The sequence below is a fragment of the Paraburkholderia sp. BR14312 genome, from assembly GCF_040948675.1.
Classification (GTDB): Bacteria; Pseudomonadota; Gammaproteobacteria; order Burkholderiales; family Burkholderiaceae; genus Paraburkholderia; species Paraburkholderia nodosa_A.
The window spans coordinates 1-12,115 of the sequence record NZ_JBFPKI010000023.1 but is presented as its reverse complement, the minus strand read 5'-3'; the positions used below and the strand labels follow the sequence as shown (position 1 = coordinate 12,115).

Below are 12,115 nucleotides of genomic sequence, written 5' to 3'. Positions count from 1 at the left end.
TTTTTGTTACCGGGCAGGACACCTATGAACGCGCCAGAACCTTCCCTCGACAGCGCAGGCGGCACGCCAGGCCGGGCCGCCGCGCGCCGTCCCGGCCGGCCGAGTGGCGGCGTGGGCGGGGCGGAACAGCGCGCGCGTCTGATCGAAGCCGCACTCGCGCTGTTCGCACGCCAGGGCATCCTCGACACCTCGCTCGCTGCCATCGCCCGCGAGGCGGGCGTGACGCCGGCGATGGTCCACTACTACTTCAAGACGCGCGATCAACTGATCGACGTGCTGATCGACGAGCGTTTCGTGCCGCTGCGCGAGTCGCTTGGCGACATCTTCGCGGAGCATCCCGACGATCCCGTGGCGGCGCTCACCGCGCTGGTGAAGCGCTTCGTGGCGCTGGGGCAGCGCAATCCGTGGTTTCCGCCGCTCTGGGTGCGCGACGTCATCAGCGAGGGCGGCGTGCTGCGCCAGCGCATGCTCGAGCGCCTCGGCCGCGAGCACCAGGAAACGGCCCACACGGCCATTGCGCGCTGGCAGCGCGAGGGCCGGCTCAACGCGGCGCTGGAGCCTGCGCTGCTGTTCCAGTCGCTGATGGGCCTGACGCTCTTGCCGCTCGCCACCAGCCAGATATGGCGCGGCGACGCGCAGCAGCCGCACGTGGGCGTCGAGGCGGTCGCGCGCCATGCGGTCGCGCTCATCACCCAGGGCGTGGGGCCAGGGCGCATCGACGCACGCACCGATACGGGCATTGATACGGATTAGCCGCCAGCGCGCGCCGTGGTACGCTCCGGGACCTTTGCGGCACGCCCCGTGCGCGGTGCCGCGCGAATGTTTCCCGGTCGAGGTCCGGTCTGTCTTCTTCTGCTGCTGCTTCCCGCGCTTCTGCGCATCGAGCCCCCGCCATCGTCTGGTTTCGCGACGATCTCCGGCTCGCCGACCAGCCCGCGCTCGCGCAGGCCGCGGCGAGCGGCCTGCCGCTGATCTGCGTCTGGATTCACGATCCGCATGCCTCGGGCGAGCGCCCGGAGGGCGGGGCGGCGCGCTGGTGGCGCCATGAATCGCTGCGCGCGCTCGAAGCGGCGCTGGCTGTGCGCGGCGGCCGCCTGCTGCTCTTGCAGGGCGACGAAGCGGCGACGCTGGACGCCCTCGTCACCGAAACCGGCGCGCAAGCCGTGTACTGGAACCGCCGCTACGGCGCGGCGCAACGCGAGGTCGATCGCGCCCTCAAAGCCTCGCTGCGCGAGCGCGGCGTCAGTGCGGAAAGCTTCGGCGCCCAGCTCCTCAACGAGCCATGGACGGTGCTCAATCAGTCCGGCGAGCCGTTCCAGGTCTTCAGCGCCTACTGGCGCGCCTGCCTGCGCATGGGCGATCCGCCGCCGCCGGAAGGCGAGCCCGAACGGATGATTTTTCAATCGCTGCCAGCACGTCTTACCCAACGTGCATCGAAACTCGACGCGCTCGGCCTGGCGCCTCGCGCGCCCGACTGGTCGGGCGGCATGCGCGCGGCCTGGCCTGCGGGAGAGGAAGCCGCGCTGGAGCGCCTGCGCGCGTTCCTCGCCACCGACCTCGACGCCTACGCCGGTGAGCGCGACGAACCCGGCGACGCGGCCACGAGCCGCCTCTCCCCGTATCTCGCCGTCGGCGCGATTTCGCCGCGCCAGGTCTGGGCGGCGCTCAAGGCGGCGCAGCACGCGCACGGACGTGGATCGGCGCGCCGCGCTGCGAGCGCCGAAAAGTTCGCGAGCGAGTTGGGCTGGCGGGAGTTCTGCCATTACCAGCGGTTTCACTACGCCGATCTGGCGACGCGCAACCTGCGTCCCGCATTCGACGCCATGCCGTGGCGCAAGGGCGCCGCTGGCCTGAAAGCGTGGCAGCGGGGGCTGACCGGCTATCCGCTCGTCGATGCCGGCATGCGCGAACTCTGGCACACAGGCTGGATGCACAACCGCGTGCGCATGGTCGTGGCATCGTTCATGAGCAAACATCTGCTGATCGACTGGCGCGCGGGCGAGTCGTGGTTCTGGGACACGCTCGTCGACGCCGACCCGGCCAGCAACCCGGCCAACTGGCAGTGGGTGGCGGGCTCGGGCGTGGATGCCGCGCCCTATTTCCGCATCTTCAATCCGGTGCTGCAGGGCCAGAAGTTCGACCCGCGCGGCGCCTACGTGCGGCGCTGGGTGCCGGAGCTGGCGGGCCTGCCCGATGCGCTCGTGCACCAGCCGTGGAAGGCCAGCGCGCAGCAGCTCGAAGCGGCGGGCGTGCGACTCGGCAAAACTTATCCGGAACCTGTCGTCGAGCACGAACTGGCGCGCCAGCGTGCACTCGAAGCCTATGCACAAACCGGTAAGGCCAAGGGCCTTGCCGCTGCGCGACAGGATCCAAAGCAGGACAAAAAACAGGGCGGCAAAGCGTGAGCGCGGCCGTCATCGGGCTGTCTTGTGATGCGGCTATCGTGCGCGGCGCGGATGGGCGCACGCGCGGCACGCAGGAACCGGACGGCATTAAGATTGCTCTATCAGGACGGCCCGCGTTGCCGTGCGCCCGGCGTGACTCCGGGCCCGTAGCCTTGCGGCACTCGGCCTGACAGACAGAAAGGCATGTAAGCAAACACAATGAACGCAGTACACAAGCTCGACCGGACGACCATCGTCCTCGTCGAAGACGACCCGCACAGCCGGGCGTCACTGACTTCGCTACTCGAGGCGGAGGGTGCGCATGTCGTGGCGGTCGAAGACGCCGAAACTGGCGTCGAAGCGGCCCTGAGCCTGCACCCCGACGCCGTGGTCTGCGATCTCGACCTGCCGGCGATGGACGGGTTCTACCTGATCCAGCGTCTGCGCGATTACGAAATCCGCGGCGACCATGCTCCGACCGTCGCGGTCGCGCTCACGGGCCACACCGACGAAAGCTGGCGTTTGCGCAGCATCGGCGAAGGCTTCCAGCACTTCATGACCAAGCCGGCCCGGCCGGACGAACTGGTGACGCTGCTGAGCGACGCAATCGACGCGCGCCAGTCGCTATGACGCCGCGCGCGTAGCGCGGCGGCAAAGGTGCGGGTGCGGATGGACTGAAGCGCCGCGAGATGCGGCGCGGCTGAGCTGTTGCCCGCGCTCAACGGCGGGCAAGATCGGTTAGCTAACGGACGAGGACTGCGCGGCGGCTTCCGGCGCCGCAGCGGCGCCCGGCTGTGCAGCCTTGTCGGCCGAATTGGCCTGACTCTCCTGGCATTGCGCGCAGAGGCCTTTGAGCTCGATACCGTCGCCGGCGAGCCGGTAGCCCGCGGCCTCGATCTGCGCAACCAACGCCTGGCGCAGCTTGGGCTCGTGCAGTTCGGTGACGTTGCCGCACTGCTGGCACACCACGAGAATGCCGTGCTGACACTGCGTGAGGTCGTGGCACACGGCGAACGCGTTGATCGATTCGATGCGGTGGATGAGCCCCGCCGACAGCAGGAAGTCGAGCGCCCGGTAAACAGTCGGCGGCGCCGAACCCGGATGGATCTGGCGCATTTCGTCGAGCAGCGAATACGCCTTGGTTGCGCGTCCCGAGGCGAGCAGCAGCTCCAGCACCTTGCGGCGGATCGGCGTGAGCTTTTCGCCGCGCTCGCGGCAATAGGCCTCGGCCATCGCGAGCGCGGACTCGACCGAAGCGCCCTTGACACCGTCTTGCGAGTGGGCATGGCCGTGCGCGTGGTCGTGCGCCTCGGTGTCGCTATGCAGGGGCGGGGCGTCCGGGGACGGTTTTGCTGTCTTCATGCTTGCGATTATACGGGGCGCGCCGCCGGCCCGCCCGCGCCGCCATGGAGCGACGGCTCAGGTGAGCGGCAGATCGATGTACTTGCGGAAGCCCTGACGCTGCGCGATGCGCTGATACCAGCGTTCGACATTCGGCAGCGGCTCGCGCTCCACGCCTTCGAGTCCGAACCAGCGCCGCGCGTACGCGCCGAGTACGATGTCGGCGAGCGAGAAGCGCTCGTTTTCCATGAAGAAGCGGCCTTGCAGATGGTGGTCGAGCAGCCGCCAAAGCGGGGTCAGCTGATCGAAGTCGGCCGCGAGCTTCGCCGTGTCGCGCTTTTCGGGCGGCGTGCGTACGAGCGCGAGGAACACAGGGCGCTCGATGGGCGCGAGCGTGCCGATCGACCAGTCGAGCCAGCGCTCGATCGAGGCGCGCACCTTCGGGTCGGTCGGGTAGAGCAGGCTCGAAGGGCCGTACTCCATCGCCAGATAGCGCAGGATCGCGTTCGACTCCCACAGCACGAAGGTGCCGTCGGTGATCGTCGGGACCTTGCCGTTCGGATTCATGGCGAGATAGGAAGGCTCGTTGAGATGACCGAACGAGCCGCCCGCGTCGATGCGCTGGAACGGCAGCACGAGTTCATCGCAACACCACAGGACTTTCTGGACATTCACCGAATTGGCGCGTCCCCAGATCGTGATCATCTGGCACGTACTCCTTGCAAGAGGAAAAAGGGTCAAGCCTGGCGCAGGCCGCCACGATACACGATTCTCGCGCGGTTTATTTGCGCAGCCAGGCATTTCGTAGAATAGGCGCTGCGCGGCGCCCGGAGTTCCGCCGCCGTACCCGCTTCGTGCGGCACCGCGCTCTCGCTTGCCCGCGCGGCCGCCACGAACCTCAACATCCGTCCGAGACCCGCCCATGGCCCGCATTGTCCCCGACGACTGGCAGCATCTCGAAGCCACCGGCGCCGCCGCGCGCGAGCGCGAAACGCTCGCCGCGCTCGCCCGCGGTTTGCCGAACGGCTACACCGTCTATCACGGCGTGCACTGGACGCGGCTCTCCGAAGGCTTTTCGGTCTTCGGCGAGGCCGATTTCGTGATCGTCAGCCCGGCTGGGCGCGTGATGATCGTCGAGCAGAAAACCGGCTTTTTGCGCGAAACGCCAGGCGGGCTCGTCAAGGCGTACATGCAAACCGAGCGCAACGTGGCGATCGCGCTGGCACGCACGGTCGAGGGGCTGCACCGGCGCTTTACGGCGTCGTTCGGCGCGGGCACCTACGTGCTCGAAGAGCTGTTCTATTGCCCCGACCACGTGGTGCGGGAGCCGGCCATCGCGGGCGTGAACCCGGCGCGCATCGTCGACGCCGCGCGCAAGGCGCAGCTCGCCGCCATCGTGCTCGAAGCCATGCCCGCCGACGAGCCGCGCCTGCCGTGCGCCGCCAGGATCCATCACTTTCTCGCCGACGAACTTTCGCTCACGCCCGACACCAGCGCGCTGCTCGGCGCGGCCGGCACGCTCGTCACGCGGCTCGCGGGCGGCCTCGCCACGTGGGCGCGGCGCCTCGAATTCGCCCCGTTCCGGCTGCGCGTGATCGGCACGGCGGGCTCGGGCAAGACGCAACTGGCCGTGCAGGTCATGAAGGACGCGGTGGCGCGCGGCGCGCGCACGCTCTACGTGTGCTTCAACCGGCCGCTTGCAGATCACATCGCGCAGCTCGCGCCGCCCGGGGCAAAGGTGGCGACCTATCACCAGCTGTGCGACTGGGTCGCGCGCGACGGCGGCCACGTGCCCGACTTCGCGAGCCCCGGCGCGTTCGACGACCTCGTGCAGCGCTTCGGCGAGATGCCGATTGCCGAGCGCTGGCAGTTCGACGTGCTGATCGTCGACGAAGGGCAGGATTTCCACGAGCCGTGGGTCGGCGCACTCGGGCGTCTGCTGCGGCCGGACGCTGCATGGTGGTGGCTCGAAGATCCGCTGCAGAACCTCTACGTGCGCGAGCCGCTCGCGCTGGCGGGCTGGACCGTGCTGCGCGAGACCACGAACTACCGCAGCCCGCGCGACATCCTCGCATTCCTGCGCGACGTGGCCGGACCGACCGTGCCCGCCATCGCGCAGCTCGCCGCGGGGAGTCCGTTCGACGGCTCCGAGGTGACGGTGGCGAGCTGGGACGAGTATGAAGCCGGACCGGGCGCGGAACCTGGGGTGGTTCTGGTCACGAAACGCGCGATTACGCAGGCGCTTTCGCTGGGCTTTCGCAAGCAGGACATCGTCGTGCTTTCCTGGCGCGGACGCGAGCATTCGCTGTTCGCGACGCTCGATCAGCTCGGCCCGCATCGGCTGCGCAGCTTCACCGGCCAATACGACCTGTTCGGCAATCCGCAGTACCGCGAGGGCGATGTGCTGCTCGATTCGATCTACCGCTTCAAGGGCCAGTCCGCGCCGTGCGTGATCCTGACCGAGGCAGACTTCGAGTCATTCGACGAGCGCGCCGCGCGCAAACTCTTCGTCGGCGCGACGCGTGCGGCCATGAAGCTCATCGTGGTGGCGTCGCCGCGCGCCGCGCGATTCATCGAGGGCCGGCGCGGCGGCGTCTAAGCGCCGGCTCGCTCAGCTCCAGGCCGAGGCGCCGATCAGCGTGCCCGTGCGTGCCTGGGCGTTCCACCAGATCACGCGCAGGAGCGGCGCGGTCTGGGCGATCAGGATCGCCTGCACCGGATCGCTCTCGATGAAGTGCGTGACGCCGCTGCGGATGGCCGCCGCGGCCTTGTGCGCAGCCACGGCCGCGGCCGTGTCGTCGTGTTCGTCCGGCGTGCGCATGATCAGTTCGAGGTGCCCGAAACCGTGGCGTTCGAGCCAGGCGAGCGTGCGCTCGCGGTCGATCTCCGGACGCCCCGTGATGATCGCGCGCGTGCGTTTCATGTCGATGCCGGGCAGGCGCTCGAACGGCACCAGCTCGTCGCGCTCGGCGAGCGCGGCGACGAGGTCTTCGTCGTAGCGCGCAATCGGGAGGTCCGGGAGCAGGACGCCATCGAGATCGATGGCGTAGACCGCGTACTCGTGGTCGTCGGCCATGCGCGTGCCGTCGCCGTCGCCATCGCGGATCCAGTCGGCGCGATAACGGTCGGTGTAGGCCTGGCGCTCCCACGGGAACAGCGCGAAATAGCCGCTCGCGTCGATCGAATAATCGGGGCGCAAACGGCTGAGGTCGTCGTAGGCGCCGGTGAGCGTGCGCACGACGAGCCCGTGCTCGCTCAGGAACGCGATGCAGTCCACGAGCGTATGGCCGCGCCCCGCGATGTCCTCGCAGAGCAGCACTTTCGAGCCCGGTTCGGGTAGCGGCAGCGTGGAGTCCCAGCGCACTTCGCGCGTGGCGCGGTCATAGCGCAGGAATGCAACAGCCGCACCCGTTGCGTGCGAAACCATCAGCGCAAGCGGCGCGCCGCCGCGCAGGATACCGACCACGAGGTCGAATTCCTCCGCGATCAGCGCCGGCTGCAGCGACTCGACCCAGTGATCGAGCTGTTCGTAGGTGAGCGGAACGACAGGTTTATCCATGGGTTGAATTGGGTGTCGAAGCGCGTAATCGGCAAGCGCGCGGCAACTGCGCGGCAACTGCGCAATGCGCGTTTCCGATAGCGGTGTACGAGAAAAAGACGGCTATTGTCAGCACAATGTTTGACGATATTATGCCTATGCTCACCAGCGCCTGCTGGCATGGTGGGTGGAGGTAGCAGGAAAACGAGGGAAACGCAGCAGGAAAAAGCGGCGCATTACCGCAAAATGTCGCGTAGCGCCGCGCAAAGACACACGAAAACGACGCGAATCATCGCGCGAAAGGGCTCGGGCAAGATGTGGCATGGGATGGGATGGCCAGGCTGGCGGCGCTGGGCCGCCGTGGTGGCGCTCGCGGGTGCGGCGCCGTTTTTTGCACCTTCTGCGCAGGCGGCGGGTTCTACGGGTGCGCTCTCGCTCGACGTCGATGGCGAGGTGCGCGTGACCAACAACGCGTCCCACACGGCGTATCACTTCAGCGAGGCGCAGCTGCTCGCGCTGCCCGCGCATTCGATCACGACGGCCACGACCTGGACGCCGCGCTCGACCTTCACGGGCCCGCTGCTTTCGGACGTGCTCGAGGCCGTGGGCGCCTACGGCAGCGAGATCGAGATCCATACGCTCGACGACTACACCTGTGTCGTGCCCGTGGCCGACGCCGCGCGCTATGGCGTGGTTGTCGCCTATGAGATGAACGGCCAGCGCCTCAAGGTAAGCAATTTCGGCCCGTTGTTCCTGATCTACCCACGCGACCAGCATCCGCTCGAGCTCGACGGCGCGGCCGGTGACTCGAAGTTCGCGTGGCAGATCAAGTCGATGACGATCAAGCGGTGAGTAGCGGGTGATACAACGTCCCTTGCGACGCCTGCTGCAGGCGATCATCTGGATGGCGGCGCTCGCGCCGCCCGTGGTGGCGGTCGGCTATCTGCTCTACGCGAACCTGCTCAATCCGCAGGTCGTGCAGCGCATCACGGGCAATTACGACGGCCTGTACTGGGACGCCGCGCAGCTCCAGATCGCCTACGCACGCTTCGAGAGCCAGCTGCTGATGTTCGCGGACGGCATCGACCGCGATCTCGACAAGGTGCGGCTGCGCTACGAGGTGCTGCAGTCGAAGCTCAACGTGATGAAGGGCTCGACGCTCTCGCTCGACTCGACGCCGGGCCTGAAGCGCCGCCAGGACGCCGATCTCGCCATTCTGGCCGCGACGATCTCGCCATTCGAGGCCGAAATCGCCACGCTCGCGGACAACCCCGAACGCGCGGTGCCGATGCTCATGGCGCTCGACCTGCACTGGACCCAGGTGACCGACCTCGCGCTGAACCGGCGTTTCGCCGACGTGACCGAGCGCGAGGCGATCCGGCACGATTTCATCGCCAAGCGCCGCGAACTGTTCGCTTCGGGGCTCGTGCTGCTCGTGCTTTCGGCGGCGGCGGGCGTGCTGCTCGTGATGAACGGCTACCGGCGCACGCGCCTCTTGCACCAGCAGCGCGCGGCGCTCGAAGCCGAGCACCAGGCGAGCCGCGCCGCGCGCGAGGCGAGCATGGCGAAGGACGCCTTCCTCGGCATGATCAGCCACGAACTGCGCACGCCGCTGCACGCGATCGTCTCGTCGATCGAGCTGCTCGGCTTCAACTCGCATTCGGAAGCCGACCGCAAGGTGATCCAGCGCCTCGAAACCGCGGCTCGCCAGCTCGAAGCGCAGATGAAGGACCTCACCGACTACGCGCGTCTCGGCGCAGGCAAGCTCGAATTGCGCCAGGAAGAGTTCGAGCCGCGCGAACTGCTGCAGTCGATCGTCGACGAGAACGAGCAGGCGGCGCGCTCGCGCGGGCTCGTGTTCGAGCATGCGTGGGTGGGCCCGCAGCGGCGCGTGGTGGCCGACCCGCATCGGATTCGCCAGATCGCCGGCAACCTTGTCACGAACGCGATCCGCTACACGGAGCGCGGCAAGGTGCGGCTCGAATTCTGGCTGCAGGCGCCCGCGCGGGTCCCGCGGCCATCTCAGGATGAGGAGGGCGCGCCGAAGGCCGCTGGCGGCGACACGCTCGTGATCGTCGTCGGCGACACGGGGCCTGGCGTGGCGCCGGACCAGATTCCGCTCATCTTCAAGGAGTTCACGCAGCTCGACACGTCGCGCTCGCGGCGCTATGAAGGCGCGGGGATGGGGCTCGCGATCGTGCGCGGCCTCGTCGAGCTGTTCGGCGGCACGATCGAGACGCAAAGCCGCGTGGGCAAAGGCACGACCTTCACCGTGCGCATTCCCGTCACGCCGGTCGAGCCGCCGGCGCCCGCGGCCGTGGCCGAAGCGGCGCTGCCCGCGCGGGCGCTGCCGCAGGTGCTCGTCGTCGACGACAACCCGCTCGTGCGCGATTCGCTCTGCGAGATGGTCGCGCACATGGGCTACCGCGCGCTCGCGGCCAGCGACGCCGACAGCGCGCTCGCGCTTCTGGCGCACGAAGTGTGCGACGTGGTGCTGCTCGACCTGCACATGCCGGGCCGCGACGGCTACGACTTCGTGGCGGGGCTCGAGACCGCGCAGGACGTGCTCGCGCAGCCGCGCGTGATCGCGGTAAGCGCCGACGTGGCGGGGCTGGCGGCGCTTCCGGACAATGCGGGCAAGACGCCGGGCGGCGAGGGCGCGCCGTTTTTCGACCGGCTCACGAAGCCGGTGCATTACGAGGTGCTGCGTGCGGCGTTGCAGCGAGCGCTGAGCGCGCCGCGCGCGGCGGTGTGAAAGGCGCGGGAGCGGGTTGAGCGAGCGAAACGCGGCGTTAGCCGCGGTTGAGCCGCTTCGAAAGATCGGCGACGAGAATCGCCATGCGCGCCGGCTTTTCGTAGCAGGCCACGTTGTAGTGGCGTACGACCTGGCTGATCTCCGATTCGCTGGCCTTGCCGGTCAGCAGTTCGCCGGTGAGCACGAAGATGGGCGCATCGGGGTTCTCGGAGGCGCGCACGCTGCGGATCGCCTCCGCGGCGGTCTGGCTGCCGAACAGCCAGTCGATCACCACGCCGTCGAACACGTTGTTTTCGAGCGCTTCGTTGAATGCCGCGAGGCCGTAGAGCGCGAGCGCCGTGTAGCCGCTGTGCTCGAGGTAGTCGCGCAGGTTGTCGGCGGAGGAGCGGTCGTCGTCCACGACGGCGATGAGCGGCTTGTCGGACTCGGCGCGGCGCGGGTAGATCTCGATCTTGTGGACTTCGCGCGCGTTCTGGTAGAGCGCGCCGTCCGGGCGCACCACGCGCCACTGGCCCTGCTTTTCGTAGGCGACGAAGTCGGGGCGGCTGCCCGCCTCGACCGGTGCGCCGATCCAGGCGGTGCAGGGCAGCTCGGCGGCGCTCACGCAGAGGATCGCTTCTTGAGCGCTGGCCCCGACCATGCCGGGGTCGAGCAGCTGCGCCCCGAACAGCTGGCCCGCGGGTTCGCCGAACGCTTCGGCCACTTTCTTGATCTGCGCGAGCGTCCACGGGCTGTTGCCGCGCAGCTTGCGGTGCCCCTGTGAAAAGCTCAGGTCAAGAATCCGGCACAGCTCGGTCGTTTGCTGACGCTTGCCGATGCCGTGACGGCTCATCAGCTCGCGTACGCGCTCCGCCACCGAGGCCGAGTCGGTTGTGTATGCAACGTTCGACATACTGCTTGAAGGGGGATTCGTGGATTCAGTTTCTGATTGATCATGCCGTGGCGCCGCGGGGCCGGTTTGACCGGACCTCCTGCGGCCTGCGCACGGGAGCACGATATTCTAAACGCATAAAATGCCAGGCGACGGCGTTATTTTAGCGAAATGTAATGCGGCGCCGAATACGGGAATGTAAGCGTATATTCGGCTTCGTTTACACATGGCTTGCGATATTCGCGGCATTGCGGGGACGGCGCGCGACTGCGAAGATGCACGATTTTGAACGCCGTGCGCTCGCGCGCGGCGAATCAACCTTACTGGGGCGAGGGGTATCGATTGGACGACGTGCGCAACGGCGGGACATGGCGGCATGAAGGCGTGCCGTATCACAGCCAGTGGGGCAGCGCCGACTGGGTGGCGCCTATCGTCGAGCGTGGCGCCGACCCGTGCGAGGACCCGCGCTGGTGGGCGAGCGGCTTCACCGAGGCCGACGCCTATCGCTTCTGGGCCAAGCGCTTGTGCGGTCTGACCTGCCTCGAATCGGCGCTCGACTATTGGGGCGTCGCGCATGCGCCGCGCGCGCAGATGCTCGAAGAGGCGTTGCGGCACGGTGTATATCGCGTGCGCGAAGATGGCGGCGTGGATGGCTTGATCTACCGCCCGTTCGCCGGATGGGTGGAAGCCGCGTTCGGCGTGCACGTGGAGGTAATGATCGACGAGGACATTGCGGCGAGTGCAGGGCGCGTTGATGCCGAAACGCTCGCCATCGTTTCCGTGAGCCCCGAGATCCGCTATCCCGAGCGGATGGACCCCGGCCGGGGCGGGCATCTGATCCTGCTGCACGGACGTGGCGACGGCGGTGTGTGGTTTCACAATCCTTCGGGCATCGCGCCGTACCAGGCTGACGCCTGGCTGCCCTATGAGACGGTTGCACGGTTTCATGCCCGGCGGGGTATGGCGCTTAGGCGGCCGTGCTGATCGCGCGTGGGTTTGGTTTTTTTTGTGGTTCCTGGCTGCTTTGGCCTTTTCTTGTTTTCGCGGCGGTATGCCTGGGTTGCCCCTGTGCGGGGCGGCACCTACTTTCTTTGCGGCGGTGTATGGACCGGAGACATGGGTAACAGGTGTGCGGGGACATGGGTAACACATGATCCGCTCATTCGGGATGGTCCAGGTTGATGGTTCCGAAATGATGATGCAGGAAAAACAGGTCATAGCGGTTG

General features: G+C 67.8%; 11 protein-coding genes. 7 read left to right on the top strand and 4 right to left on the bottom strand.

The genetic code is table 11. The features are described from left to right. The first annotated feature begins 24 nt into the window (after positions 1 to 24). The 3 genes from AB3X98_RS39255 (at position 25) to AB3X98_RS39245 (ending at position 3,014) form a co-directional block, all read left to right on the top strand. Positions 25 to 753, top strand: a complete 729-nt coding sequence (locus tag AB3X98_RS39255) for a TetR/AcrR family transcriptional regulator (RefSeq protein WP_368606176.1) — start codon at positions 25 to 27, stop codon at positions 751 to 753. Between the two features lie 89 nt (positions 754 to 842). After that, positions 843 to 2,405, top strand: a complete 1,563-nt coding sequence (locus tag AB3X98_RS39250) for a deoxyribodipyrimidine photo-lyase (protein ID WP_368606204.1) — start codon at positions 843 to 845, stop codon at positions 2,403 to 2,405. Between the two features lie 198 nt (positions 2,406 to 2,603). After that, a complete protein-coding gene (locus tag AB3X98_RS39245) occupies positions 2,604 to 3,014 on the top strand; it encodes a response regulator (protein ID WP_069268743.1) in 411 nt (136 codons plus the stop codon). 108 nt (positions 3,015 to 3,122) lie between these two features. Here AB3X98_RS39245 and AB3X98_RS39240 read toward each other — a convergent pair whose 3' ends face one another. Together AB3X98_RS39240 and AB3X98_RS39235 are read right to left on the bottom strand one after the other, a co-directional pair. Continuing rightward, positions 3,123 to 3,746 carry a Fur family transcriptional regulator gene (locus tag AB3X98_RS39240; RefSeq protein ID WP_368606175.1) on the bottom strand — a complete coding sequence of 208 codons (624 nt, stop codon included), beginning with the start codon at positions 3,744 to 3,746 and terminating at the stop codon, positions 3,123 to 3,125. A 57-nt stretch (positions 3,747 to 3,803) separates the two neighbouring features. Continuing rightward, positions 3,804 to 4,430, bottom strand: coding sequence for a glutathione S-transferase family protein (locus tag AB3X98_RS39235; RefSeq protein WP_069268745.1), 627 nt, complete (start codon positions 4,428 to 4,430; stop codon positions 3,804 to 3,806). Positions 4,431 to 4,647: 217 nt separating this feature from the next. Between AB3X98_RS39235 and AB3X98_RS39230 the strand changes: the two genes are divergently transcribed. After that, a complete protein-coding gene (locus AB3X98_RS39230; RefSeq protein WP_368606174.1) occupies positions 4,648 to 6,324 on the top strand; it encodes an ATP-binding domain-containing protein in 1,677 nt (558 codons plus the stop codon). Positions 6,325 to 6,336: 12 nt separating this feature from the next. Here the strand turns inward: AB3X98_RS39230 and AB3X98_RS39225 are convergent, their stop codons facing one another. Next, positions 6,337 to 7,284: a phosphoribosyltransferase gene (locus tag AB3X98_RS39225; RefSeq protein WP_342950261.1), complete on the bottom strand. Its 948-nt coding sequence runs from the start codon at positions 7,282 to 7,284 to the stop codon at positions 6,337 to 6,339. Positions 7,285 to 7,590: 306 nt separating this feature from the next. Here AB3X98_RS39225 and AB3X98_RS39220 point away from each other — a divergent pair, with 306 nt between their 5' ends. Together AB3X98_RS39220 and AB3X98_RS39215 are read left to right on the top strand one after the other, a co-directional pair. After that, complete coding sequence (locus AB3X98_RS39220) at positions 7,591 to 8,115, top strand: molybdopterin-dependent oxidoreductase (protein WP_342950262.1); 525 nt, start codon at positions 7,591 to 7,593, stop codon at positions 8,113 to 8,115. Positions 8,116 to 8,167: 52 nt separating this feature from the next. After that, positions 8,168 to 10,018 carry a hybrid sensor histidine kinase/response regulator gene (locus AB3X98_RS39215; RefSeq protein WP_368606203.1) on the top strand — a complete coding sequence of 617 codons (1,851 nt, stop codon included), beginning with the start codon at positions 8,168 to 8,170 and terminating at the stop codon, positions 10,016 to 10,018. A 37-nt stretch (positions 10,019 to 10,055) separates the two neighbouring features. Here AB3X98_RS39215 and AB3X98_RS39210 read toward each other — a convergent pair whose 3' ends face one another. Next, positions 10,056 to 10,910 carry a helix-turn-helix domain-containing protein gene (locus AB3X98_RS39210; RefSeq protein WP_069268748.1) on the bottom strand — a complete coding sequence of 285 codons (855 nt, stop codon included), beginning with the start codon at positions 10,908 to 10,910 and terminating at the stop codon, positions 10,056 to 10,058. A 321-nt stretch (positions 10,911 to 11,231) separates the two neighbouring features. On the opposite strand from AB3X98_RS39210, the gene AB3X98_RS39205 reads away from it, so the two are divergent. Further along, a complete protein-coding gene (locus AB3X98_RS39205; protein WP_368606173.1) occupies positions 11,232 to 11,873 on the top strand; it encodes a C39 family peptidase in 642 nt (213 codons plus the stop codon). Positions 11,874 to 12,115 lie beyond the last annotated feature (242 nt).